At 59.3% G+C, this 24,360-nt stretch carries 21 protein-coding genes and 5 pseudogenes; 8 read left to right on the forward strand and 18 right to left on the reverse strand.

The annotated features are described in order from the left end of the window. Positions 1-3: 3 nt before the first annotated feature. The gene (locus AC1D08_RS32660) at positions 4-1,110 is read left to right on the forward strand and encodes an AI-2E family transporter (RefSeq protein WP_477425102.1); all 1,107 of its coding nucleotides are present in this window, start codon (positions 4-6) and stop codon (positions 1,108-1,110) included. Continuing rightward, positions 1,107-1,550: an ion channel gene (locus AC1D08_RS32665; RefSeq protein WP_477425104.1), complete on the forward strand. Its 444-nt coding sequence runs from the start codon at positions 1,107-1,109 to the stop codon at positions 1,548-1,550. Before AC1D08_RS32660 ends, AC1D08_RS32665 begins: the two co-directional genes overlap by 4 nt. 247 nt (positions 1,551-1,797) lie before the next feature. On the opposite strand, the gene AC1D08_RS32670 is transcribed toward AC1D08_RS32665, so the two are convergent. From AC1D08_RS32670 to AC1D08_RS32695, 6 genes and pseudogenes are all read right to left on the reverse strand, one after another. Beyond that, positions 1,798-2,148, reverse strand: a complete 351-nt coding sequence (locus AC1D08_RS32670; RefSeq protein WP_477425105.1) for a potassium channel family protein — start codon at positions 2,146-2,148, stop codon at positions 1,798-1,800. A gap of 174 nt (positions 2,149-2,322) precedes the next feature. Continuing rightward, on the reverse strand, positions 2,323-2,745 hold the full coding sequence (locus AC1D08_RS32675; protein WP_477425107.1) for a hypothetical protein: 423 nt from the start codon (positions 2,743-2,745) through the stop codon (positions 2,323-2,325). Between the two features lie 264 nt (positions 2,746-3,009). Further along, positions 3,010-3,588 (reverse strand): annotated as a pseudogene (locus AC1D08_RS32680) (ATP-binding protein); the annotation flags it as partial. Then, complete coding sequence (gene istA / locus AC1D08_RS32685) at positions 3,521-5,089, reverse strand: IS21 family transposase (RefSeq protein WP_477425138.1); 1,569 nt, start codon at positions 5,087-5,089, stop codon at positions 3,521-3,523. The gene istA and the pseudogene AC1D08_RS32680, both read right to left, overlap by 68 nt. Before the next feature lie 402 nt (positions 5,090-5,491). Then, on the reverse strand, positions 5,492-5,860 hold the full coding sequence (locus AC1D08_RS32690; RefSeq protein ID WP_477425109.1) for a hypothetical protein: 369 nt from the start codon (positions 5,858-5,860) through the stop codon (positions 5,492-5,494). 337 nt (positions 5,861-6,197) lie between these two features. After that, positions 6,198-7,484, reverse strand: a complete 1,287-nt coding sequence (locus AC1D08_RS32695) for a DUF2254 domain-containing protein (protein WP_477425111.1) — start codon at positions 7,482-7,484, stop codon at positions 6,198-6,200. A gap of 429 nt (positions 7,485-7,913) precedes the next feature. Here AC1D08_RS32695 and AC1D08_RS32700 point away from each other — a divergent pair, with 429 nt between their 5' ends. Further along, entirely contained in the window at positions 7,914-8,054 is a 141-nt protein-coding gene (locus tag AC1D08_RS32700; protein ID WP_477425113.1) for a hypothetical protein, read from the forward strand. 49 nt (positions 8,055-8,103) lie between these two features. Here the strand turns inward: AC1D08_RS32700 and istB are convergent. From istB to AC1D08_RS32755, 11 genes and pseudogenes are all read right to left on the reverse strand, one after another. Continuing rightward, positions 8,104-8,844: pseudogene (istB, locus tag AC1D08_RS32705) on the reverse strand (IS21-like element helper ATPase IstB); the annotation flags it as partial. Positions 8,845-9,133: 289 nt separating this feature from the next. Beyond that, positions 9,134-9,736: pseudogene (locus AC1D08_RS32710) on the reverse strand (IS91 family transposase); the annotation flags it as partial. Between the two features lie 3 nt (positions 9,737-9,739). Further along, positions 9,740-10,649, reverse strand: a pseudogene (locus tag AC1D08_RS32715) (tyrosine-type recombinase/integrase). A 276-nt stretch (positions 10,650-10,925) separates the two neighbouring features. Then, the gene (locus AC1D08_RS32720) at positions 10,926-11,519 is read right to left on the reverse strand and encodes an ABC transporter substrate-binding protein (RefSeq protein WP_477425115.1); all 594 of its coding nucleotides are present in this window, start codon (positions 11,517-11,519) and stop codon (positions 10,926-10,928) included. A 298-nt stretch (positions 11,520-11,817) separates the two neighbouring features. After that, positions 11,818-12,966, reverse strand: a complete 1,149-nt coding sequence (locus tag AC1D08_RS32725; RefSeq protein WP_477425117.1) for a response regulator — start codon at positions 12,964-12,966, stop codon at positions 11,818-11,820. A gap of 13 nt (positions 12,967-12,979) precedes the next feature. Continuing rightward, positions 12,980-13,327, reverse strand: coding sequence for a response regulator (locus AC1D08_RS32730; RefSeq protein WP_352900376.1), 348 nt, complete (start codon positions 13,325-13,327; stop codon positions 12,980-12,982). 14 nt (positions 13,328-13,341) lie between these two features. Next, positions 13,342-15,450: a sensor histidine kinase gene (locus AC1D08_RS32735; protein WP_477425119.1), complete on the reverse strand. Its 2,109-nt coding sequence runs from the start codon at positions 15,448-15,450 to the stop codon at positions 13,342-13,344. Next, positions 15,416-15,979 (reverse strand): SCO family protein, encoded by a 564-nt coding sequence (locus AC1D08_RS32740; RefSeq protein ID WP_477425121.1) that lies wholly within the window; start codon positions 15,977-15,979, stop codon positions 15,416-15,418. The genes AC1D08_RS32735 and AC1D08_RS32740 overlap by 35 nt, the downstream gene beginning before the upstream one ends. 20 nt (positions 15,980-15,999) lie before the next feature. Then, positions 16,000-16,968, reverse strand: a complete 969-nt coding sequence (locus tag AC1D08_RS32745) for an ABC transporter substrate-binding protein (RefSeq protein ID WP_477425123.1) — start codon at positions 16,966-16,968, stop codon at positions 16,000-16,002. A 68-nt stretch (positions 16,969-17,036) separates the two neighbouring features. Then, positions 17,037-17,600 (reverse strand): ABC transporter substrate-binding protein, encoded by a 564-nt coding sequence (locus AC1D08_RS32750; protein WP_477425125.1) that lies wholly within the window; start codon positions 17,598-17,600, stop codon positions 17,037-17,039. Continuing rightward, entirely contained in the window at positions 17,591-17,977 is a 387-nt protein-coding gene (locus AC1D08_RS32755) for a twin-arginine translocation signal domain-containing protein (RefSeq protein WP_477425127.1), read from the reverse strand. The genes AC1D08_RS32750 and AC1D08_RS32755 overlap by 10 nt, the downstream gene beginning before the upstream one ends. A gap of 867 nt (positions 17,978-18,844) precedes the next feature. Between AC1D08_RS32755 and AC1D08_RS32760 the strand changes: the two are divergent. Next, positions 18,845-19,030 (forward strand): annotated as a pseudogene (locus tag AC1D08_RS32760) (sulfotransferase); the annotation flags it as partial. A gap of 101 nt (positions 19,031-19,131) precedes the next feature. Here AC1D08_RS32760 and AC1D08_RS32765 read toward each other — a convergent pair. After that, positions 19,132-19,905: a hypothetical protein gene (locus AC1D08_RS32765; RefSeq protein ID WP_477425140.1), complete on the reverse strand. Its 774-nt coding sequence runs from the start codon at positions 19,903-19,905 to the stop codon at positions 19,132-19,134. 483 nt (positions 19,906-20,388) lie between these two features. Between AC1D08_RS32765 and AC1D08_RS32770 the strand changes: the two genes are divergently transcribed. From AC1D08_RS32770 to AC1D08_RS32785, 4 genes are all read left to right on the forward strand, one after another. Next, positions 20,389-21,531 (forward strand): hypothetical protein, encoded by a 1,143-nt coding sequence (locus AC1D08_RS32770; RefSeq protein WP_477425128.1) that lies wholly within the window; start codon positions 20,389-20,391, stop codon positions 21,529-21,531. 13 nt (positions 21,532-21,544) lie between these two features. Beyond that, a complete protein-coding gene (locus tag AC1D08_RS32775; protein WP_477425130.1) occupies positions 21,545-22,192 on the forward strand; it encodes a hypothetical protein in 648 nt (215 codons plus the stop codon). A gap of 154 nt (positions 22,193-22,346) precedes the next feature. After that, positions 22,347-22,601 (forward strand): GIY-YIG nuclease family protein, encoded by a 255-nt coding sequence (locus tag AC1D08_RS32780; protein WP_477425132.1) that lies wholly within the window; start codon positions 22,347-22,349, stop codon positions 22,599-22,601. Between the two features lie 926 nt (positions 22,602-23,527). Beyond that, positions 23,528-24,085 carry an MBL fold metallo-hydrolase gene (locus tag AC1D08_RS32785; RefSeq protein WP_477425134.1) on the forward strand — a complete coding sequence of 186 codons (558 nt, stop codon included), beginning with the start codon at positions 23,528-23,530 and terminating at the stop codon, positions 24,083-24,085. The last annotated feature ends 275 nt before the right edge of the window (positions 24,086-24,360 follow it).

Below are 24,360 nucleotides of genomic sequence, written 5' to 3' on the forward strand. Positions count from 1 at the left end.
ACAATGGAGCCGAACGTGACAACCTCTGAGCGCGTGCCGTCGCTCTTGAGAATGCTCGATGCAGCGCTTCAGATCGGACTCGTCGGCTTACTGATCTTTGCGTGTAGCCGCATCATATCGCCCTTTACTGGTATCCTGCTCTGGTCGGTGATCCTCGCGGTCATGCTCTATCCGCTGCACAAACGCTTGGTCGTCCGGGTCGGCAATCGCTGGTCTGCGACGTTAATCGGGTTGGTCAGCGTTGTGCTGATGCTGGTACCATTGGTCATGGTGGTGACGTCGCTTGCGTCTTCGATACTGGAGTTCGTCTCGGGCTTGCAAGATAGCAGCCTGACGGTGCCGCCGCCGCCGCCACGGCTTGCCGACCTGCCGCTGGTCGGCCAGAAACTGACCGAGACATGGGCGCTCGTCGCGACAAATATGCCGGCGGCGCTTGCCAAGTACGGCAAGATGCTAAGTGGGATTGCATCATCGCTGGCGTCGTTCGCGGGCGGTTTGGCCGCCGGTGAACTGTCATTTGTGCTTTCATTCGCAGTCGCTGCCGTGCTCATCGCCTATGGCGACGGCGCCACCGAATTCGCCAGTCGCCTGTTGGAACGTATCACCGGCAGCAAGGCACAGGGCCCCCGGCTGGTTGCGATGACCGCCGCTACGATCCGAGGCGTGGCAGTCGGCGTAGTCGGCGTAGCGGTCATCCAGTCGCTGCTGATCGGGGTAGGCTTTTTCGCCGTAGGTCTTTCGTCAGCCGGAGTTTTGACGCTCGTGGTGCTACTGTTTGCCATCGTGCAGGTGCCGGCGGTGCTGGTAACCCTACCTGTCATAGCCTATGTTCTTGCGACCGAAGCGACCACGCCGGCGATCATCTTTTCGATCTGGACCATTATTGCCGGGCTCAGCGACAACTTCCTCAAGCCATTGATGCTCGGCCGCGGACTTGAAGTTCCAATGCCGGTCATTCTCATTGGTGTGATTGGCGGCATGATCGCTGACGGGCTTCTCGGCCTGTTTGTGGGGCCTGTGCTCCTGGCCGTTGGCTACGTACTGCTTATGGAGTGGCTGCGGTACGACCCCATCGAGGGCAGGCCGCAAACTGACAATCCCCGGCCATGATCGCGGTTATTACTCTCGGCTTGCTGGCGATGTTGGCATGCCTCGCACTTCAGGTGCTGGCATCGGTGTTCGCCGCCCGTTATTTCGCCCAGGCCTCCCGGCAACCGCTCGGTCCCAAGCCGCTCCGCGGGATTTTCCTTCAATTTTCGATTTTGATGGTAGTGCTAATGATCGGCAACATTGTCCAGGTTGCTTTTTGGGCATTGCTGTACAAACTGCTCGGCGCATTTGCGGATTTTGAAACAGCGATGTATTTTTCGGGCGTGACCTTCACTTCGCTAGGCTATGGTGACGTTGTGCTGGATGGCCGAATGCGGCTGCTTGGGCCCCTTCAGGCCGCCAACGGTCTGATGATGTTCGGAATCACCACGGCCCTCTTCATCTCCGCTATCCAGCAGGTCACCGCCAAATGGATCGCCGCGCGGTCAGCCCGCACGTAGAATCGGACGACGGTGGTTAAGTCACCCCCGACGTTGCGGTTATCCTTATCCGCGCTGGCGTCGATGGGTCAGCAGCCCACACATCTCGTGGTTGAAATTTCTCTGGCGGATCGAAGCCGCCTGCCATCAGCGCGACGGCGAGACCGCCAAACACAATGGCGTTGATGACTAGCACCAGGAGTTCCATAAGCCGAGATATGTAGCGCCGCAGCGCGATGCAGCACGAGTCTCTCCTTCGCTCCGTTCTTTATTCCGGGCGATCGTGATCCGCTTCAGCAAGGGCCTGGACGCTCACGGCTGCGACGAGGCCAATAAGCACAACCCCGGCAAAAGCGATCACTATTGCCAGTAACCGCCCTATGAAATGCTTCGGCGTGAGGTCGCCATAGCCGATGGTGAGCCCTGTAACGAACGTGAAGTAAAGAGATTCGCCGATTCTCCAACTCTCTATGCGCCCCACGACCAATCCGCTTCCAACCATGGCGACAAGGATCCCGGAGAGGATTGGCCAGACGACCTGCGCCTCTTGGGCTAGCTTAACGAAAAAGCGACGCCTTATTTGCCTTGACGTAGGCCTTTCTCGCGTTTCTGCCGGCATTGCTGCTACCCGGATCGCTGTTTAATGCGTTCAAGACTGGAATTCTGTCTGTCGTCAAGGGGCGCGGCCTCGGTGGCAGGACAGTGCCATTTCAGCCAAACGGGAAGCGGGCGCCGTATTGTTGGTTGCCAGTCGTGTATCAAAACGCTGGGCATAGGCCGGTTCGCTCGGCACTCACCGGCCGGGACCTGCCGCCCAGTCATATCCCCAGACCTTGAGGGTGGCCGTCTTGGCATCTTTAAGGATCTCGTAGTTGACCGTCACCGCCGTGAGGCGCCCTTTGCGTCCCGGGGCTTCCTTCGCAGCCGTTTGTCCTCCCGACTTCAGGACTCCGAGATCCGAGATCGTTTCGTCTCGGCGATTGTCCCAGTGGAGGACGACTTTCTTGACCTTCACATCAGCCCCCTCGGCAGAGAGCTTCACCCATTTGACGTCCTTCTCCCATCGATTCCCTTCGCTGGTAATGTTGGCACTTGGATCGACGGACTTGACCGTCTGCTCGCCGAGCACGAACCACTTGTCAGCAGCTCTGGCGCTTCCTACAGGTCCCATGAGGGCGACGGACGCGGCCATCAAAGTGAGGAATTTGGTCTTCATCTCCTTCTCCCTTCTGATCCCCGGTTAGGGGGCCTACGCATGTTCGAAGATCGCCATCTGTTTTCTGGGAGGCCAGATAACCGACCCGAGCGGCAGATGCATACGAGCTAGCAGGTTACACCGGCCGCACAACGCCGGGACGACCGCCGTGCCACCCCGGCCACGCTGACCGGCGTCAGCGGCCGGCCGACCACGGCTTGAGCCGTTGAGACAAAACTGGGAAACCCCTGGATGTAGTTGTGGTCGCTCAACTCCTCGGTCACCGCTGGTGCGTTCGTAAAGCTTCGAGACCAGATGGAAGAGCAACTGCCCGCCAGCCTGGGCGAAGGGAAGATAGCCGAGTTCATCGAAGACGACGAAGTCGAGCCGGGTAAGATGATCGGCAATGCGGCCCTGCCGGCCGGCACGGGTCTCGGTCTCGAGCCTGTTGACGAGGTCGACGACGTTGAAGAAGCGCCCGCGTGCGCCGTTGCGGATGAGAGAACGGGCAATGGCGATGGCCAGATGAGACTTGCCGGTGCCTGTCCCGCCGACCAGGACGACATTGCGCTGATCGGCGACGAAGGCGCCGGCGGCCAGGTCGCGGATCAGGCTCTCGTTGACCGGCGTGCCGGCAAAATCGAAGTCCCCGATATCCTTGGCCAGCGCAAGCTTGGCGACGCTGAGCTGGTACTTGATGGAGCGGGCCTGCTTCTCCGATATCTCGGCCTGCAACAGATCGCCGACGATCTTTGGCGGTTCGTGCTGCCGCTTAATGGCGACGCCCATGATCTCGTCATAGGCCGCGCGCATCCCGAAGAGTTTCAGCGCCCCCATCAGTTCCAGTACTTCGGTGCGTTCCATGGCTGTTCGTCCTCCTGAGGCTGTCATAGCGGGCGCAGTCGGCGATCGGCTCGTGAGCCAGCTTCAGCGCCTGGGGAATGGAAAGGATTGTGCCCGGCGCCGGATCGCGGCTGCGGGCCAGGATGTTGAGGATCACCGCCGCCGACGAGACGCCGTGCTCGATGGCTTCCTGACAGGCGGCCTCGACCGCGCTCAATCCGTCGGTCAGCACGCAGGTGAGGATCGACACCATCTGCCCATCGCCGTCATCAACCGCCTTGAGCTTGCGGCGCACCTTCTCCATTGCCGATGGCAGGACCCAGCCAAGGAACGGCGCGCCGTTGCGCAATCCGCCCGGCTTGCGGGCCAGCAACGGCACGTAATGCCAGGGATCGTAGATGACCTCGTTGCGGCCGAAGCAGCGGGCATGCTCGCCCACGACCACACCGTCCTGGCGGATAATGATCCGGTCGGCATAAGCATGGATCTCGACCGGCCGGCCGACGGCACTCGACAGCACCGAGTATTTGTTGTTGTCGAAGCGCACCGTGCAGGTCTTCGACACCGACGCGGGAATGCAATGGAAGCCGTCGAAGCGACCGGCATAGGGAATGAAGCTGGCGCGCTCTTCTTCGAACACTTCCCAGATCGTGCGCTCGCCCTGTTCGGGATGCCGATGCGCCTTGGCATAGGCAACGCATTTGTCGGCCAGCCAGCCGTTGAGATCCTCCAACGTCTTGAAGCGCAGCCTCGGCGTGAAGAAGCGCTCGCGCACCAGCCCAACCTGGTTCTCGACCTGTCCCTTCTCCCAGCCGGCTGCCGGCGTGCAGGCCTCCGGCTCGACAAGGTAATGTCCGCACATCTGCGCAAAGCGGCGGTTGTAGCGGCGATCCCTGCCGACGAAGATCGCGTCCACCGCCGTCTTCATGTTGTCGTAGATGCCGCGTGTGCAAGCACCGCGGAAGAAGCCGAACGCCCGGTCATGGGCGTCGAACACCATCTCCTGCGTTTCGCGCGGATAGGCCCGCACGAAGAACATACGGCTGTGGCAAAGCCGCATGTGCGCCACCTTCACCGTTACCGTCACGCCGTCGAGCAGAACGATCTCGTGGCTCCAGTCGAACTGGTAGGCCTCGCCCGGCGCAAAGCTCAACGGAATGTAGGCTTCGGCCGCGGCGCTGCCGCGATCCGCCTCCCAACTCTGAGCATGCCGCCACACCGAACTGTAGCTGCCGTCATAGCCGAGGCCGCGAAGCTCCTCGAAGATGGGGATCAGTGTCAGCCGCTCCCGCTGAGACTTGGCCGCATTCGCCGATAGCAGCCGATCCAACTCGTCACGCCAGGCGCCCATCCGGGGATAAGGCTGATGCTTGCGCTCGTAGCGGAACTCTGTCTCCTCGGAACGCAAAACCTTGCGCACCACCTTCCGGGAGATATTCAGCTCCCGGCAGATCGCCTTGATCGACTTTCCCTGCACCAGCGACAGCCGGCGTATCTTTGCAATCGTCTCCACAACCAACATCCAAAACACAAATGCCTCCGATCAAACCAGAGGCATCTTGATGACCCCATCGTTAAGGGGTCCCGTTTGGACGAAAATCACCTCTCAAACAGGGTCCTCATTCCACGAAAAATCACACGCGGATCGAACCAATTGCATGAATCGGACACGTGGGCGCGACCAATCGACCAGCAAAATGTTTCATTGGCAGAGCGCACAGCGTGTCCAAAATGAAGAGGTCAGAACTGCACCGCCCGTTAGGAGGTTTCATGATCAACGAAGAGACTATCGCTGCTGCTTTTGAGGTCAGGAATCAGGAAGCGCAGATCGTTGGTGTGTTGGATACCACAACCGCGGCAAATCTGGACGGGCTTGCCCCAAATGGACCTCTCTGCCATCTCGCGTTCTCGCACATACGAATGCTTAGGGGCGCAGCTTCAGTCGACCGCACGGCACTTCAACCTCGGCGATTCTGCGGGAGGTCTGGTCCCAATTGTCGAGACGCACGAGGCAACCGGGGTAGTTTTTGGAGACCACGCCAGTCTGCCCGGGGTCAACGTCCATCGGGTGCGGCATGGGATCGCCGTTCATGCGCCAGGCCAGAGGCCCGCTAATCGTTAGCTGCACTGCGGCGCCTATGCGGTTTTCCGGCGGGTAGTTCAGCCACTGGTTGATCTTGCCAGTCGCCCAGAGGGCAATAGCTATGGCAATAATTGCGGCGAGCACCACGGGACCGCGCAGGGCCTTTGACTTTGCGCCAGACAGAGCATCCGCAACGGTAGTCTTTTTCATATCAGTCCACCAAGCTGAGATGGACGGACATTGTCACTGGACATACATTCTGTCCAGCGTCTGTCCCTGGGGACGAAACTGTGCGGTTGCGAGCGGTTTCTTGGCGGTTGATTACCGGGTGTCGTGCCCGCGGGTGCGAGCCTGAGCCTTGCTCGATGGCGCCTGGTCCTAGTCTCAGCCAAACTCTGGCCACGGATTCGGCTACAAGTGAAACCGCTGAATTAGTGCAGTGGCGATTGGAGCCTCGATCATGCGTTGGGCCATAGGGCGAAAAAACGTGGGTCAGCGCCTCGTGCTCGTGCACAGAGCCGCAATGATCGACCGATTTGCTAGCCGCCTATCGAGGGGATGAACCTCCGAGCCCCTGAGTATCCGGGGTACGGGCAAGCGCAATGTCTTCTGCGAGGGCATGGAGCTTCACGATCGTGCGATCAAGCAGGTCAAGCTCTGCGCGCAAGGCCGGACGGCGATGCTCTGGGAGACTCCGCGCAAGATGCTCGATCACAGCACGCAGACGTCGCGCAATCTGGAAGTTCTCCGCGCCATAAAAGCGGATTTCGCTGAAAGTCACTTGCACGAAATCCTTCCAGTTCGGTGTGTGGAAAACCACCCGCAGCTCGCCGGATTTGTCCAATATCTCCTCAGAGTAGAGATGCCGCTGGCCGACCATGCTCAACAGACGCTGAAGCTGGTCGAGTGCCAGGACGGCGGTCGTCGGATCGTTTATCGCCTTCGACAGCGCCTTGATGGCGATGTCGACGATAATCCGAAACGCCAACGTGGAATCCTGCTCCATCGTGCGCTCCGGCCCGAAGGCGACCGCTCCTCGCAGCTGATGGTGGCCTATCGAGACGGCGATACCGTACACGTGGAAGAGTGTTTCGCCGGTCGCCACAAAGTCACCTACGCGCGGCACCAATTCGATAATGACGTTTGCTTTCTGCGCCATCGCGACCAAAAGCTTTAGATTTACCGCCAAGAGGATCGCGGACTTGCCGCGATGCACGACGATTCGGTCCGGCGTCGGAAGCTTCCGATGCGCTTCATCGGAGAAGTCAGTGTCTGTAGACCGGTCGCCGTAGACGCTCTCGATGACCGCCCGGCCTTCGTCGCCGACGCGCGCGAGAATGCGGACAGGAGTCAGAAGCCGCGCGGCGTAGTCGATGAGAAATAGAAAGGCGGCAAGGGAGAAAATACCAAGGAGTCCCGCAACGAACGCGACGACAGGGGGAACCGTTGTTTCCAACCTGGCCAATGCCCCGATCGAAAAGAGGAGCGTGAAGGTGAAAAGACCAACTGCAAATCGGATCGCGTTGTCGCGCAGCAGCGTGGCCGCCATGATCCGCGGCGTCAATTGCCCCCCCGCAATCTGAATTGCCACAAGAAGCGAGCCAAAGGTGAAGACTATGAACGTCAGCATCATCGTGACGATCGTCTCGAGGACGCTTTGTGTTCCCAATGGTCGCCAGCCCCAGGAACTGAGTAAAGGCCGCCATACGCTCCAACCCTCGATCGCGTAAACTAGACGTATCGCTACCGCGTAGACCAGCAGGGAGATGAACGGAACGATCCATAGTGAGGATTGGACGTAACCTCTCACGCGGTACCATTGGCTCCAATACATTTGCGGCCCCTCAAACCAGCATTGGTTGACACAAGCCTCAGCAGCTTAGCAAAAATTTGCGCCTGTGACTGCGCAACCGAGCGGTGCCGGCCATCTTGCTTTGGCGAAATCGTCAAGCCGCCTTTGCGGGGCGATGCTTGCACGCGCGGTGCGGCTACAGCTTCCTCCGAAAACTGGGAGAAGCGCCGCTTGCTGATGGAGCAGTGGACCGACTACTGTGACAACCGAACGGCGAAGTTGCGGGTGGTTGGGACGAATGAATCATACGGGCGATGCGACCTCAAATCGTTCGCCGGCCACGAAGCCGTCGCGGTAAATTTGGCGTGAATGTCTTGTTTTCAAGACGTCGCGACTGTTTCTTGCTTTAGGCAGCCGAAGGCGGGCTTTTTTTCGCCAGTCGAAGGCGGGGGCTTTTTGGGAGGACTTACCATGAAGCGCTATTTTCCGATTGCACTTGCAACTGCAAGTATCGTCTTGGCCGGCCAAGCAATGGCCAAGGAAGTGGACATGTCGAAGCTCACATGCAAGGAAGTCGGTGCTATGCCGGCCCGCAAGACTATTGCCTGTTGATTTCCACCGAGAACTGACCCGGCATTTCCACCGAGAAGTGACCCGCCTCTCATGTATGTTTCGGTTCGGTGTTGACGGTCAAGGTTCTGGCTTTCTCCTTCGCTTTTTTAGGCTCGTGTGCGGAGCTGTTTTTGAACCGGAAGCTGTCGTTCCCGGTTTCCAGGATGTGGCAATGGTGGGTCAGTCGGTCGAGAAGCGCGGTCGTCATCTTGGCATCGCCGAAGACACTGGCCCACTCACTGAAGCTGAGGTTTGTGGTGATGATGACGCTTGTGCGTTCGTAGAGTTTGCTCAGCAGATGGAAGAGCAATGCTCCACCTGATGCGCTGAATGGCAGATAGCCAAGCTCGTCCAGGATTACGAGATCGGAATGCACGAGGCGATTGGCGATCTGGCCGGATCTTCCCTGTGCCTTCTCCTGTTCCAGCGCATTGACCAACTCGACCGTCGAGAAGAAGCGAACCCGTTTGTGATGATGCTCGATGGCCTGCACGCCGAGAGCGGTTGCGATATGGGTTTTGCCGGTTCCGGGGCCGCCGACGAGCACGATATTGTTGGCTTCATCGACGAACTCGCAACGATGAAGTTGCCGCACGAGTGCCTCGTTTATCTCACTGCTGGCGAAGTCAAAGCCGTTGAGATCGCGATAGGCTGGAAAGCGTGCGGTCTTGAGCTGGTAGGCTGTCGATCTGACCTCTCGTTCCGCCGTCTCGGCCTTCAGCAGTTGCGACAAGATCGGAATGGCGGCTTCAAACGCCGGCGCTCCCTGTTCGGTGAGTTCGCCTACGGCGCATCAATTTGTCCGTCGCGAGGACGATGCGCAGCACGAAGGGGTCTTTAGTCCTGATGTCAGGGACGAAGCGGAATCAGCACGCGACCGACTGATGTCGGCATTGGTAGGACGTCCCGGCCGCGCGACGCACCAAGCATTGCTTACCCTGTCGAAAGATTCTCTCTTCGCCCATATGCCCGACCGACTTGTACTGATGGCACGTCAGCGCGCGGCGCTCGACAGCGAAGCTGCAGCGTTGTCTCCGGCCGACTACAAACTGTGGGAACAGCGTGCCGAGTACAATCCCCGTGAGGAAGAGCCGGCGGAACAGCTTGCCGAGCACGCGCACCGGAAGCAGGAACGCTGGACGCGACGAGACCCAGTGACTTCCGTCCGGCGCGATGCCGCCGCCCGGCACGATCATGTGGACATGGGGATGGTGCGTCATCGCCGATCCCCAGGTGTGGAGCACCGCGGTGATGCCGATGCGGCCGCCGAGGTGTCTTGGGTCGGCGGCGATAGTCAGCATCGTCTCCGCTGCCGCCTTGAACAGCAGGTCGTAGACGAGCGCCTTGTTCTGGAACGCGATGTCGGCGACCTCGGCGGGCAGCGTGAACACGACATGGAAGTAGCCGACCGGCAGCAGGTCGGCCTCGCGCTCGGCAAGCCATGTCCGCGCGGCCGCGCCCTGGCACTTCGGACAGTGCCGGTTGCGGCAGGAGTTGTAGGCGATCCGCCATTGGCCGCAGTCCTCGCAAGCCTCGACGTGACCGCCAAGGGCTGCGGTGCGGCAATACTCGATCGCCGACATGACCTTGAGCTGGACGAGGCTCAGGTGACCTGCATGGGCGGCCCGGTAAGCGGGTCCGGCAGCACGGAAGATGTCGGCGACCTCGATCGAGGCGGGCACGGCTCAGATGTCGGGCGAGACCTCTCCCGGCTTGAACAGCCCGAGCTTGTCGAGCGGGCTCGTCACGGCACGCACCGTCCGGGTCGCCACCTTCGCGTAGAGTGCGGTGTTGTTGAGCTTGGCATGCCCGAGCAGGACCTGGATGATGCGGATGTCGGTGCCGTCCTCCAGCAGGTGGGTGGCGAAGCTGTGCCGCAGCGTGTGCGGCCCCACCCGCTTGGCGATGTCGGCGGCCTGGGCCGCCTCGACGACGATGCGATAGAGCTGCCTCGTGCTGATCGGCTTCATCGCGTGCTGTCCGGGGAACAGCCAGCCGTCGCGGTGCATCACGCCCTGCTGACGTCCGACCTTCCACCACTCACGCAGAAGCGTGAGCAGGTACTCCGAGAGCATGGCGTTGCGATAGCGCCCGCCCTTGCCACGCTCGACGCGCAGCAGCATGCGCTCGCTGTCGACGTCGGCAACCTTCAGCATCGACACCTCGGCGACACGCAGGCCCGCGCCATAGGCAACCGACAAGTGCGGCCTGGTGCTTGAGGCAGGTGGTGGCGTTGAGCAGCCGGGCTACCTCGTCGCGACTGAGCACCACGGGCAGGTTGCGCGGATGCGACAGCCGGACGAGCCGGCGCGCCAGGTCCGGGCGGTCGAGCGTTTGGGTGAAGAAGAAGCGCAGCGCCGACACGATGCTGTTCATCGTTGGCACGGGAACGCCGTCCTCCTGCTGCTCGATCTGGAACCGGCGCAGGTCGTCGGCGGAAGCGGTGTCTGGTGAACGCCCGAGGAATGTCGCCAGGCGTCCGATGTCGCGGAGATAGTTGCGCTGTGTCTCCCGTGAGAAACGCCGCATGTTCATGTCGTCGATCAGCCGCTGGCGCAGCGGGCTGATCCGGGCATCAAGAATAGCACGGTGCATGGTCAGGCTCCTTGTTGAAGAAGCCCGCCATGCTCTGCTCGAGCCGAACGACGCTCAACGCGAGCGCGACGACCGGTTCTTGATCTCTACCTCAACCGCAGGCGCCCTCCCGCGCAGCGGGTTCGTTCCTCGGCCCAGTAGCTGCCAGTTTAAACGATATAGCATTGCCCATGAGTGACCTTCGGCAAGGAACGCCTCTGACGTGGATTGCACGGGCGGCTGCGGTAACGGTCCACCCTTTGTTACTGAACCGTTCAGATATACGGGCACTGATGTCTACGATTTGGCATCGACCTTGCCGTCGATGAACATTTGCATCGGGGCCTGTTCACCCTCCACCCACTCGATATCGTGCACGGGATCAAGCCCGACATAGTTGGCCATGAGGGCCGTCAGGATGTGAGGATGCGACTCCACCGACCCTCCCCCGACGCGCTTGCCCCGCAGATCCCTGATACTCCGGACGCTGTCCTTGCCGATCAGCTCGAAGCAGCCGGAATGCACGCCGATCAGCACTTTGACCGGCACGCCGGCGTCGATGGACCTAATGTGCATCGAGGGCATGTTCATGTCGAAATCGATCAGGCCGGCGGAGAGCCACTTGGAATTGTCGATGTGGGTGTCGCCTTCGACATATTGGATATCGGTGAAACCGTAGGCGCGCAGAAGTTCTCCGGCGAGGTAGATGGACGCCCAGCAGTAAGCGCCTCCGACCCACTGCCCCAAGCGGACGGTCGTCGTTTCCAGAGCAGGCTCCCCGGCCGCGCTGGATGGGCGAACATTGAGAGCCCGGCACCGCCGATCGCCGACAGGCCGGCCAGGAATGTGCGACGATTCTGAATTAGCTTCATCGGGACGCTCCTTTGGCAAACTGATCGTCCCTAGGAATCAAGCAAATGACCCCAGTAGAAAGGCGGGAGTCTTGTCGCTCTTCAGTCGCTGGCCAAGAACGCTTTCAGCCAGCAGTTAGGGACCATATGCCTTCTCAACGTTCGGGCGAGGGCAATGCTCTCAGCCAGCGCCAAGCCCTGTACTGAACCCTCGAACCTTCTAGCGCGCTGACAAACGGATCGTCGGGAAACTGCCAAAAGGCGCCTTCTCGAACCAACGGCCATGGAACTCGAGGCCGCCCGATCGCTGATCAGTCTAGCTGCCGGCATCCTTGTCCCTAGCTTGGCCGACCGATCCACCGCACGATTTCATAGGCCGGCATCGGGCGGCGAAAACCCTTCAATGTTAGTTCACCAACCGGAGCGGATTCGACCAGTGATTCGACAGCGCCGAAGACCCGTTGGCTGACGAGAATCTGTCGAGCCTTCGCCTCTTCGCACAATCGAGCCGCATGGTTCGACACAGTACCGATTATCGCATAGTCGGCGCGCTGATCGAAACCGATCCGCCCGATGGTTGCATGGCCCCGAGCGATGCCGATTCCGAAGCCGAGCAAGTAATCCCGCTTGCGCCATTGCTCCGAATGCCCGTCAATCGCATCGCGCATTGCCGCGGCCATAGACACGGCCCTCTCTGAATGGTCGGCGCACGGCAGCGGATCGTTGAAAACCACGACGATACCGTCGCCGACGAACCGCTCCAAAGTCCCTTCGTAGCGGACGATTTGTTCGCCGAGACAGGCGTGATACTCGCCAAGAACCGTCATCACCTCCTCGGGCTCGGCGGTCTCGGCGAAGGCAGTAAATCCGCGTAGATCGCAGAAAACGACGGTTACCTCGCGACGATGACTTTGCAGAAGCGCGTCCCCATTTTCCGCCGCAACGATGAGGTCGGCGACCTGTGCGGGCAGAAACCGCCGGAGCCGGCCCATTCGCTCGATCTCGATCATCTGCTCCGCCAGGGTCTGCTCGAGCGAGCGGTTCCAGTCCGAAAGTTGCGCGGCTTGGTCCTCAAGGCGCGTGGCCTGGCTCGCGACAGTGTCGTGAAGCGCCTTCTGGCGCAGCATCGAGCGCACCCGCGCCAACAGCGCCTGGTGCTCGAAGGGCTTTGTCAGATAGTCGTCGCCGCCGGCGTCCAGCCCCTCGACCACATCGCGCGTGTCGGCCTTCGCGGTGACGAGGATGACCGGAATCGCCTGCAGGGAGATGTCCTGCTTGAGCAGGCGCACCACACTGATGCCGTCTAGCTTCGGCATCATGATGTCGAGCAGGATCAGATCAGGCGTGAGTTCGCGAGCTTTCGCAAGTCCCTCTTCACCATCGGCGGCGGTTACAACTTCGTAGCCGTTCGCCTCGAGGCGCATGCGCAGGATCTCGAGGTTTTCCGGAGTATCGTCGACCGCGAGAATGCGTGGCGGATCGTGCAAGGCGCTGCCTCCCCTAGGAAAGGAACCCGCGAATCTCGGAAAGCAACTGGCGCGGACTGAATGGCTTGGCAATGTAACCATCGCACCCTGCAGCAAGGGCTTTCGCCTCGTCGCCCGAAAGCGCGTAGGAGGTGACCGCGATTATAGGAATGTGCCGGAGCGCTGGGTCGGCCTTGATGCGGCGGGTCGCTTCATACCCGTCGATCACCGGGAGCTGAATGTCCATAAGGATCAGGTCCGGCCTGTGCGCTCCGGCTGCTGCGATGCCGGCGGCGCCGTCCGCCGCCTCGATCAGCTCGTATTCGGTGGTGGCAATGAGATCCCGGATGATCTGGCGGTTGTCCTCGGTGTCTTCCACCATCAGGATTCGTTTGCTCATGCGGCCCTCACGTTCCCTTGCACCCGGATCGGTATCTTCAGGCGGAATGTCGACCCTGACCCGATCACGGACTCGACGTCTATGGTTCCGCCATGCATTTCGACGATGCGCTTCGAGATCGCCAAGCCCAGTCCAGTGCCGCCCTTCTGCTTGGTGCTGCTGCTGTCGACCTGCTGGAATTCTTCGAAGATGAAAGCGTGGTCCGTGGACGCGATGCCGGGACCTGTATCCCGGACTGTGATCTCGAAGTGTCCGTCGGCCGCACCGGCAAGAATGTCGATCGCACCCGTGTCCGTGAACTTGACGGCGTTGCCTGCGAGATTAAGCAGAACCTGGGTTAAGCGGCGCTCGTCTCCGCGGCCGATAGGGAGGTTCTCGGGGATGGTCGTAGCAAGCGTGAGACCTTTCGCTCGCGCCAGCGGCTCTATAGCCGCGACGGTCGATCGCACCACTTGTCCAACGGAATAATCCTCAAGCGACAGACTGAGCTGGCCGGCTTCGATCTTTGAAAGATCGAGCACGTCATTGATGAGCCCGAGGAGGTGACGGCCGTTTGCCTGCACGCGTACCACGGTCGCTTTTGCCTTGTCCGGGAGTTCGCCGTAGATGCCGTCGACCAGCAATTCTGTGAAGCCAAGAACCGAATTGAGCGGTGTCCTGAGCTCGTGGCTCATATTCGCGAGGAACTGGGACTTGTGACGGCTAGCTGCCTCCAGCTCCCGGCCTTTCTCCTCGATCTCGCGGAACAGCTTGGCATTCTGAATCGCAAGCACCGATTGGGCTGCGAAGGTTTCCAGCAGGTGCACGACCTGCTCGTCGAATACTCCCGGCTGGCGGCGCCTGACGACCAGTGCACCGACGATCTTTTTCGGCCTCAGCAGCGGAATGATGAGAATGCTCCGGTAGCCCGCGTCGAGCATGATCTTCTGAACGTGCGAGCGCGTTCCCGTAGCGAGATCGGCGATCTGGACAGGCGTGCAGTGCTCTGCAGCCCCCCCGATTCCCATGTCATTCAGCCCTATCGCCTGATCTGACATCACGGCAATGAGTTCATCGCTCATCCCGAAGGTCGCGCGCAAGCGGAATTGTTGTCTCGTGCCGCTGAACACATAGATGGTGCCCGCATCCGTGTCCGACAGTTGAACCGCCTTGGCCACGATCGTCTTCAGAACAGTGTCCAGATCGAGCGTCGAATTGACGGCCTTGCTGACTTCGCCAAGCGCCTCCAACTCGCCCACGAGTCGTGCAAGCTCGGCTGTTCGCGCTTGAACTTCCTGATACAGTCGCCCGAGCCGCTCGGATGTCTGATTGACGTTGCTGGCAAGCGCGCCTAGCTCGTCCCGGTTTGCGACGGCAACCTGTTGGGCGAAGTCGCCGGCTGCTATCTGGCTGAGACGCGCTTCGATTTTCTTGACCGGCTCGACCAACGACGAGGAGATGATGTAGCCGAGCGCCAGCGCCAGCAGGATGCTGCCCATCGCAAAGGAGACGACGATCAATCTGGAGGTTCCGTACGCCCCTTCGGTCGTCTCTATTGCCGCCACCATGTCGGCTTCGGCGATGTTGACCAGCTGGTTGGTCAGGCGCTCGAGGCGGTCGGCCGACGGCACGATCTCGTCCAGCTGGACCTTGCGCGCCTCCTCGGTATTGCCGGCGCGAATGAGTTCAGCCACATGCGTCACCCCGGCCGTCAGCCGTTCGTACTCTTGCCTGACCAGGCCAAGCACTTCCACCTCGGCTTGGGCGACGAACTCCATGCGGTCGAGATCGTAGCCGAACTGATTGAGCTGGCGCAGCGCCGCATCCAGCATCCGGTCGTCCTGAAGCAACAGGGCGGTGGAGATGCCGTAGAGCTGGGTGGTCGTATCGTGCTGGACCTGGCGGTAGGCGGCGATCCTGCGCTGCAGCTTGATCAGTTCGTTGGTCTGGTCATTGACCCCGCTAAGCACCTGCAGCCCGACGGCGCCGAGAACGATCAGGAGTCCGACGATCGACAGAAACGCGATCAAGAGCTTGGTCTGGACGCGCGCCGGCAGCCGGGCAACCCAGCCGACTAGCTGGTTCGTTATGTTACTTAGATTCGTCCAAGAGGCTGAGAAGGTCACCCCGGAACTCCTCGAGGTCGAAACGAACGCCGAGATACTGTACGCGCAACATACCGCTCGGGTCTATGAGCGATGCCACTGTGGTATGGTCGATATCGCCCTCGGCAGTCTTCCGCGCGAATACGCCGTATTTCAACGCGACCTCGCGGACAGCCGACGGATCACCCGTGAGGAACGACCAACCCTTTGGATCGGCACCGAAAGCCGCGGCATATTCCTTGAGCACTTCGGGCGTGTCGCGCTCCGGATCGAGGGTGATTGAGACGAAGTCGATCTTCGACCCGAAGTGGGAGCCGATCTCGTCCCGCACCTGCGCCATGTTGGCGGTCAGCATCGGGCAAACGCTGGTACAGTAGGTGTACATGAACGCGACCGCGACCACCTTGCCGCGAAAATCGCGTAGCGACACGCGCGTCCCGTCCTGCGATGTCAGCGTGAAGTCCTGAGCAGGCCCGATAACCGGCAGGCGCTCCTCGTGGGGCGCGTCCTGCGCTTGCGTCGGCCAAGGAGCGAGCAGAGACAGTGCCAATGCGCATGCCGGCCAGCAACTCACGTCTTCATCTCGCGCTTGAGCTCGGCAAGGAAACGCCAATCCGTACCTTCCGCGATAATCGTGTCGGGTGTGGAGCCGATCAAACCGATTTCCTTCAGCCGCAGCGCATAGAAGCGGACGGTGTCAGTTGAATCATAGTCCCGCCATTTCCGGTAAGGCAATTCGCTGATCGCTGCGAACGCATCATCGTAGTGGCTGGCGAACCCGCCCGCGACCAAGCGCTCGGCAACCAGGGCCGGCGCGGCGGTGCATAGATCCGCAGCCTTGAGGATGGCGCGCAGCACCCGCTTGGTGGCAACAGGATGCGCGGCCACGAAATCGCTGTTGCCGGACAGTATGCAGCAGAAATATTGCGACCAAGGTCGGTCTGCGGTGCTGTTGACGATCACATGGCCGATTTTGCTGCGCCGCAATTCCTGCGGGTCGGGTGGAAAGCCAAGGAACGCATCGATGTCGCCGCGCACGAACAGCTCCTTGGGCTTGACCGCCGGGTCCACGACCCAGTTGATGTCGCGCACCGGATCGAGCCCGACATAGGCCGCGATGCTGGCGAGGAACAGATGTGGCCCCGAACCGAGCCCCTGGACGCCGACGCTCCGGCCTTTCAGATCGACGACGCTGTCGATCCCGCGCTTGGCAAACAGCTCGAAGCAACCGGGATGGACGCCACCGAGCAGAGTGATCCGCGCACCGGAGTCCAAGGCGACGATCGAATTTGTCACGAAGTTGAGGCTAAAGTCGATCTCGCCATTCGCCACCGCGGAGGCCGTGGCCGCACCAGGACCTGCGGCGACATAGGCAATTTCGGTGAAGCCCTCAGCGCGCAGCAGGTCCTCTGCAACATACTGTGGCGCCACGCAGATGCTAGGGATCTTGGCCAAGCGAATGCGCGTGGTCTCCGGCGCTGGCTCGGCAAGAACTCGAGTTGGAGCGCCGACGAGGCTTGCGGTGCCGACAGCCGTCAAGCCAGCCAGGAAGCGCCTGCGGCTCTGGATGATTTGCATGTCTACGTCTCCCCTCGAGACAGATGGGATCAGGTTTTCAGCTCACGCTTCAACTCGTCGAGGAAGCGCCAGTCGGTGCCGTCGGCGATAATCTGTTGCGGACCCGCTTTGATCATGCCCGTCTCCTGCATGCGCAGCGCATAGAAGCGCATCGAGTCTTCAGGATCGAAATCCCGCCACCGGTCGTAGCGGATATCCTTCAGGGTTTGCAGCGCGTTGTCATACGACGGCATGAATTCGCGATCGACCATCAGCCGCGCCACCATCTGCGGATCCGACGCGCAGAGGTCGGCGGCCTTGAGGATCGATCGCAAGATCCGCTTGGTCGCCACCGGGTATCTTGTCACGTAGTCCGTCGTGGCGGAGATCATGCAGCAGAAATACTGTGACCATGGGCGGTCGACGGCATTGTTGAGGATCGTATGACCGATCTTCTTGGCGCGCAGCTCCTGCGGCTGGGGCGGCGTGCCGAGGAATGCGTCGATCTTCCCTTGAACGAAGAGTTCCGTCGGCTTGACACCCTCGGTCAAGACCCACTGGATATCGTTCACGGGATCGAGCCCGACATAAGCGGCCATGAGGGTCAGCCACACGTGTCGATCAGTTCGAGGCATCCCGAGTGCAACCCGGTCAGCACCTTGATCGGCACGCCGGCGTCGATCGAAGTGATCTGATTCGGCGGAAAGTTCACCGAGAAGTCCGTCTCGCCGCGCGCGATCCATTCCGATTGGTCGATGCTTTTGTCGCCTTTCACGTAGCGAACGTCGGTGAAGCCCTCGGCGCGCATCAATTCTCCGGCGATGTACGCGCCTGCCCAGCAGTAGGAAGTATCAACCCACCACGGCAGACGAACCGTGGTCGTTTCCAGTGGAGGTTCCGCGTGTAGTGACTCCGGAAGACCGACGATACCTGCAGCGCCTGCCATTGCAGCGCCGGCCAGGAATCGGCGGCGGGTTTGGATGGTCTGCATCAGAACGCTCCTCTTCCGATTGGCGAAAGGCAATATTGGCCGGAACCGAGCAAAAGAGGTTTCGGCAGAGGCAGATGGTCCGGTGAGCGCGACGAGTAGTTGTGGAACCTAGCGCGCCTAGTCCGATGCGGGAGCCTTGCGCTCTCAGTCGCCGGCTCATGTATTAGCAGCCGACGATATGCCAACGGTACGCCCAATTTGCGTAGGTTGCGAGCGCAAAACTCACTAAGCCAAACGTCCCGCCAGCACCTCGCTGTCAGGGAAACTATTTGCGCGGCTGTGAATAGCCACTTCGAGTTTATTTGCCGCCGTTCCGAATGATCGACGCAAGGTCTGCATCGGGTCAGCTTCAGAGCTTGGTTCCACCGGCTGAACGTCCGCTATCGTTCTTCGGACGCCAAAAGGCGCCATTGCGCTGACGGCCCGTTGCGGTCATTCCGGATCCAAGTTTGGACGAAGCCGCTTGGCGCTTAACGGACGGGTTTCGCCGCGATGGCCGCGCGCCGTTTAATTAGCCACAATGTTAGCATGGATCGCCCGCCGGATATCGCAAGTGACAGCAGGGGCGGCAACGGCAGGCTACCACGGCGAATGCGCCCCGGTGTGGTCGTCCCGAACTATGCGCGAGACAGGTATATCTTTCGCGGCTAATGTTGCAGCGCTGCAGGAAGACAACGGCCGATGAACAGCCAAAATATACTGGCCACCGAGACGTGTCTCGGGCGTCCGTCGCGCGTCGTCTCGACGATTCGCAGGTGCCCTCGCTGCAAACGGAGGGGGCGCTAGGCCTCTCCGACCCTGAGGGAAACCGCCTGCGGATGTTGCTGGCAAGCGACTGATCTGGCTGTAGGCCTGAACGGGGAAACAATGGCGATAAGGGTAATCGGAACGGGCTTTGGTCGGACAGGAACAGACTCGATGCGGGAGGCGCTGACGATCCTTGGCTTCGGCCCCTGTCACCACATGTTCGAAGTCATGGCCAATGAAGACCAGAAGCGGCTTTGGCATGCGCTTGCGAAGGGCGCGGCACCAGACTGGAACCAGCTGTTTGCGGGCTACGTCGCGCCGTCATCAATCCGGATTAGGAGACGCCTGCTGCCGAAGTACCGGAAAGCTCACCGTTTAGTTGCAGGATGGCGCGCTTGTCATCTGGTTCATAATCCCGAGTCATGTGTGGGCGTTCTAGCTGGCTCCTTATCTGAGACTTCCCTGCCCGACAGTAGCTCAACGACCGCGTTTACCTCATCTCTCTTAGACCGAATTGCCTTCGGAAGCTCCCATTCTGCGTAGTGATGTACACGTCTGCATGCTTCTGTCGTTGCCGATCTGCAGGCCTTAAATGTTTCGGCGTCTAGGAGCGATCGAAACCGTGAGCGAACCGCCGCGCGACTCATTCGCAACTTAGGCATTTGGAGGTGTTTAACGCGCAGCTTGGCGAAAGCTGCAGCGACAAGAAGTGAGACTATCACGATCCAACCAGAGTTAAGCCCGGTTTCTGCACCGGCGCTCCACATGGCTACTACTACGAAACAAATCGCTCCAATGCAGACCGCCTCTAACGCCAACCTAAGGATGATGCGAGCGGTTCCGAGTTGATGGACAAAGAAATACCCTCCTTCTGTCTTTAGCAAATCAGACCTTTGTTCGTAGCTATTGGACCCTTCAGTTAATAGAATATCTATCCGATTTTTTAGCTCAGCCAATTCGCTGCTCATTTCGTCGTGGACTAATTCCAATGCAGTGCGCGCCGCAACCGGAACTGCGGCCTTCCTTGCTACGCTCGCCGCCTTATCGGCTGCTTTTTGGGCCGCGTCAGCAGAAGCGACTTGGAGTTCCGTGTGATGCTCACCCATCACACGGCTTAGAATTGGAATAACTCTGGAACCGATCTGGTTCACACCAAATCCGTGTTCGTCCATTATTTTCAATGCGTCATCAGTCCATGACTCATGAATACCTTCCCCCTTAAGCCGGACTCTGACACTTTCCTTTCGCGCCCGATCCCTCTGTGATGCTTTTCGGTCGTTTCGGTACTCTACCCTCGCATTATGAAACGCGGTGGCCAATAGTTTGCCACTCCTGTAGCTGCGCTTTCTCGGTGCCATGCGTTCCAGCCCCAACCTGTGTGCCCGATTCAAGATCGTTGGCGATCATAATCAAAGAATTTGCAACAGGTTCAACGCTCTTATGTATTCGGCATAGCGAATTTGAAGCGCCTTTTGGAAATCAGGTCGAACGCGGCAGCCAGTAGAGAAGAATTCGTGGTTCTCTGGCAGCGAATAGCCATACTGAACAGGAGCCAAATTCCCGGCTTAAGATAAGTCATTATGAAATCAAGGTCGCGCAATTTTGCGGATGGAAATCAGGGCTGATTAGTGCATATTCCAGTCGGGACAGGGGCGACATTCATCTTGATTTTGAGAGTTCGCAAGGCAATTGCGGCGGCCGCGTTGGTGATGACGGCCCTTGCCTTTTTCTCGTCACCGATGTTTGGCGCGGTCAAGCTGGGATTTGCGTACTACGACCCGTTCTCGATCGCTGAATTCCGACTCAGGCACCTCACGACGCAGGAGTACATCGAGAAGATCGAGGAGGCGGTCGCCGAACGAGATTATGAGGACGCTGCCAAAATCGTCGAAATCGGGCAAGAGAACGGGCACGATTTCGATCCTGAGTTGATCGCTAAAACGCGGGAGAATGCGATCGACATGTCGTGGCGTTACAGCGTAGATCTCGTTGACGGTTTCATGTCGGGCAGAGTTCACAGCCCAGGAAGCCTTGCCGGTTCTATGGCTGCGGATGTTGGCTCCTACGGAGATATCAGAGATGTCTATAATGAGGGATCAAAGATTGTTTCTGGACAGGACTGTGATGGGGTGACGCTCGGACTCTCCCTTGTCGGTATCGTGACAAGTGTTACCGCACAGGCAGAGATAGATGTGCCGCTATCTGTTCTCAAAACAGCAAACAAGACCAGAAAATTATCTGCGGGTATCAGGGTTTCTCTGGTTCGTATTTCTCGAAATATGATCGACGTTCTCAAGCTGAAAAAGGCGCTGTCGAATCCCGCCGACCCGGCACTCAAAGCTCCGAGCTTCACCGCAGTTAAACGTGTGCTGTCCAGCATCTCATACAAGGACGCGAAAAAACTCGATTTTGCCGGGCTGAAAGCCTCTGTGGAAGACCTTCTGCCCATGGACGTCGTAGCTGCTAAACGGCGCTTTAACGGTGTTGTGAGACCCGACACTGCCAACGATCTCGCGGTATTCACGGCTGGGACATCAACCGTCGTTTTCAACGGAGGAATGCAGGCTGCCTTACGCTCACTGGAGAAAGCTGAATCTCCTAAGGAACTCGCGAAATTCGGAAAGCTGGCAGAAAAGGCGAAAGACCGCACCTCGTCGATAATCAGAATTCTGGGGAGGGGCGCAATCGACCTTGGGAAGCTGGCCTATTTGATCGGAGTGTGCGCGATTTACGCAATCACCTGGTTGCTTGGCGCGATCTGGACGATCTCGACCTTCCTTTTCAATTTGCGCACAATTTTTCGCTGAGGCGAGGGGCTTAATGGCAAAACGGAAATCATCTCTTGCACTTATCGCCGCAGGAATTGGTGGGGCCGCAGTTGCTGGCTATGGCCTATCCATAGGTCGAGATCTCTGGAAATCGACCAAAAAGAACCAAATGCAATTGTTTGCCATTCTCGCTCTGATCGGGGCGGTCACGTTGCCTACTCTTGGGGCGCGAGAACTTGTCAAGGGCCATGACCGAGGTGTGGCAGGAACCATTTTCAAGACTGTCATCGGCAGCATAGTGCTGACAGCCATCGGTTTCGTGCTGGCAGTGATCTGCCTCAGCTTTTTTACGAGAAACGAAAATGATCCCGATGCTGGATTTGGGACCGCGATTTTTCTGGCGTCATGCTCGACGGCGGTTTTCAGCCTGATAGGTTTCCTATGGGGTGTGATTCAACGGCCAAGCCGCGTTAAAACAATTTCGACGGCAAAGGCCAACGAGCAATTTCTGGAATATATAGGGTTCAGGGAGACTGGCGGTGACGACGTCACACACTATGACGCATCAGGTCAGGCGCTGCGTTTTCTGGAAGGCCATGGCAACCGATTGGTGTTCATGGCGGTCGGCAGACGAGGAAAGCGGGCGTTTATCGATCTCGCGCCAGACGGCAAGATGGTTGCTTACAGCGGCGTCGTCTGACCGCTGCGGTTGCCGCGTCTCACTGGTTCGGTTTGATTACTCCGCCGGACGCACCGAGATCTGGACGGACTGAAATCCAAGGCCTTCTTAAGGTAGGAACGACAGCGGGGGCGGTTGAAGACCGGGTCGCTCGTGCGGACACGCAGGCCGCGTTTTGTTCGCGCCGGTCGAGATCATGGAGACCTACGAACTCGTTGGCTACTCGGCTAAAGAGGCCGAGCGTTTGCTCCATACTACTCTCCGCGCATATCACGTCGCCCTAAAGGTCACGGGCCCCGACGGGCGCTTCTATAGTGCAACAGAATGGTTCCGGACAGATATTCGAACGATTGCCGAAGCGATTGAGCGCTGTTTCCCAGAAGCGCACAAGCCTGCGGCGAACGTGGTCGGCCGCCCTGGCGGAGTATGACCTGAAATTACCCAAATCGCCTTTAGGAGAAACCTTGCAGCTAGGCCACAGGGCTGGTACTCAAACTCCATTCAGCGCGGCTGAAACCCTTGCCTTTCAAGGCTTGTAGGTGCCGATAAGCGGAGTTCGATCCTCTGTCGTCGCAGCACCGCCTATCCCTTTGATGCGCCCACCGAGGTCAGATCGACATTTTTGCCGTTCTCGTCAGCTTGCTGCCGCGGCTGGCGAATCCGCATTCCGGAGAAGCCGTATCATTACGGTTCGAAATTGCGCTTTATCCTGCCAGACGGGATGTTCCAAGCCGGACCTAGGGAGCGATGAAATAGTTGTGGTCTTTTTTGACAGGCGAGCGAACCGCAAAACCGCCCGCAGCAGGACCGTCGCTAAGGCATTGATATTGCTGTTGTCGAAACCTGGGGATTTTTGGAGATACTCCCCAGCTTTGGAGAATGATGGACATTCGGAGAGCAGTTCGGGCGAGAACGTCGTTTCCTCACTCCCCAGCTTTCGGCCGCATATCCGGCACACGCTGGGCTTTCAGGAAGCCATGAGCGAACCGGAGAATTGTTTGGACTTTGAAGGTGGTAGAGGGGAGGGCACTGGAAACCAACCTTCTCCACCGGATTCGATAGCTCTGATCCGTGCAGAATAAGCCTCGCCGCTGGCGCGCGAAGTGTAAGCGGCCACATCGCGAGCGCCTCCTTCTCTATCGGCAGAAATGTCTGACGCCAGCTGGCCGCAAATGTTATTTTTAGCGATCAGTCCTCGATCGAAGAAGGATCGTACCAATGGATGATTGGAGAGTCGGGGCTATACGGGTCACCAGAATTCTGGAGATGTGCGACCCTCTGCGGACGCCATCGGAATGGTTCCCGGACTGCACCGACGAAGCACTCGAACCGCATCTTCATTGGCTTAGGCCCCGATTGATATCGCCGGCAACCGGCCGGCTTATTTTTCCCATCCAGAGTTTTCTGGTTCGTACCGGGCGCCATACCATTCTGGTCGACGGTTGCGTTGGCAACGACAAGACGTGCGCATACTTCCCGCATTGGCATGGCCGCAATGACGGCACCTTTTTGGGGCGGCTGGCGAATGCCGGTGTTGCTCCCGAGCAGATCGACTATGTGCTGTGCACCCATCTTCATATCGACCATTGCGGCTGGAACACACGATTGGTGGACGGGCGTTGGATACCGACATTCCCCAACGCCCGCTACATCATGGCGCGGCGCGAGTTCGAAGCCGCACAGGCCGCCTCCGGCGATGCCGACGAACGGACCTATGAGGATAATGTGCTGCCAATCGTCGAGGCTGGTCGGGCTGTGTTTGTCGATATGGATTATGAACTCGATGGCGAAGTGTGGCTGGAGCCGACGCCGGGCCACACCGCGGGGCACGGCTTGATCCCCAGCACTTCAGACCCTTGGCCCGCCGCCGAAAGGTGGCGGGCATTTCTCATATTAGATGCAACTAATGTTTAGATGCCACGTTTTCGCACTGGCCAGCTAAAGTCCCTACTGGCCATTGTTCGAAGCCCGTCACCTTTGCCCTAGGTGGCGGGCTTCTCTTTTGGGGCTGGGTTTGTCAAGCAAAGGGATCCTCACCGTGGCATACCATGCGCGGCGTTGGTCGTGGTGTTGACGGCTGATGCGTAAACGGCTTCGATGCGCCGGAGATGATGAGTGCCCGCCAGGGGTCTGGCTTCTCTTCGAAGTCGGCGCGCGACCGCTCCATGATCGGGTCGGATGGAGAGGCA

Source organism: Mesorhizobium sp. P2_E6, assembly GCF_056403835.1.

Excerpts from the sequence above, each read along its gene's own strand:
- AC1D08_RS32660 (WP_477425102.1), top strand. The coding sequence starts at position 4 with ATGGAGCCGAACGTGACAACCTCTGAGCGCGTGCCGTCGCTCTTGAGA.
- AC1D08_RS32665 (WP_477425104.1), top strand. The coding sequence starts at position 1,107 with ATGATCGCGGTTATTACTCTCGGCTTGCTGGCGATGTTGGCATGCCTC.
- AC1D08_RS32670 (WP_477425105.1), bottom strand. The coding sequence starts at position 2,148 with ATGCCGGCAGAAACGCGAGAAAGGCCTACGTCAAGGCAAATAAGGCGT.
- AC1D08_RS32675 (WP_477425107.1), bottom strand. The coding sequence starts at position 2,745 with ATGAAGACCAAATTCCTCACTTTGATGGCCGCGTCCGTCGCCCTCATG.
- istA (WP_477425138.1), bottom strand. The coding sequence starts at position 5,089 with ATGTTGGTTGTGGAGACGATTGCAAAGATACGCCGGCTGTCGCTGGTG.
- AC1D08_RS32690 (WP_477425109.1), bottom strand. The coding sequence starts at position 5,860 with ATGAAAAAGACTACCGTTGCGGATGCTCTGTCTGGCGCAAAGTCAAAG.
- AC1D08_RS32695 (WP_477425111.1), bottom strand. The coding sequence starts at position 7,484 with ATGTATTGGAGCCAATGGTACCGCGTGAGAGGTTACGTCCAATCCTCA.
- AC1D08_RS32700 (WP_477425113.1), top strand. The coding sequence starts at position 7,914 with ATGAAGCGCTATTTTCCGATTGCACTTGCAACTGCAAGTATCGTCTTG.
- AC1D08_RS32730 (WP_352900376.1), bottom strand. The coding sequence starts at position 13,327 with ATGGTGGAAGACACCGAGGACAACCGCCAGATCATCCGGGATCTCATT.
- AC1D08_RS32755 (WP_477425127.1), bottom strand. The coding sequence starts at position 17,977 with ATGCAGACCATCCAAACCCGCCGCCGATTCCTGGCCGGCGCTGCAATG.
- AC1D08_RS32775 (WP_477425130.1), top strand. The coding sequence starts at position 21,545 with ATGGCAAAACGGAAATCATCTCTTGCACTTATCGCCGCAGGAATTGGT.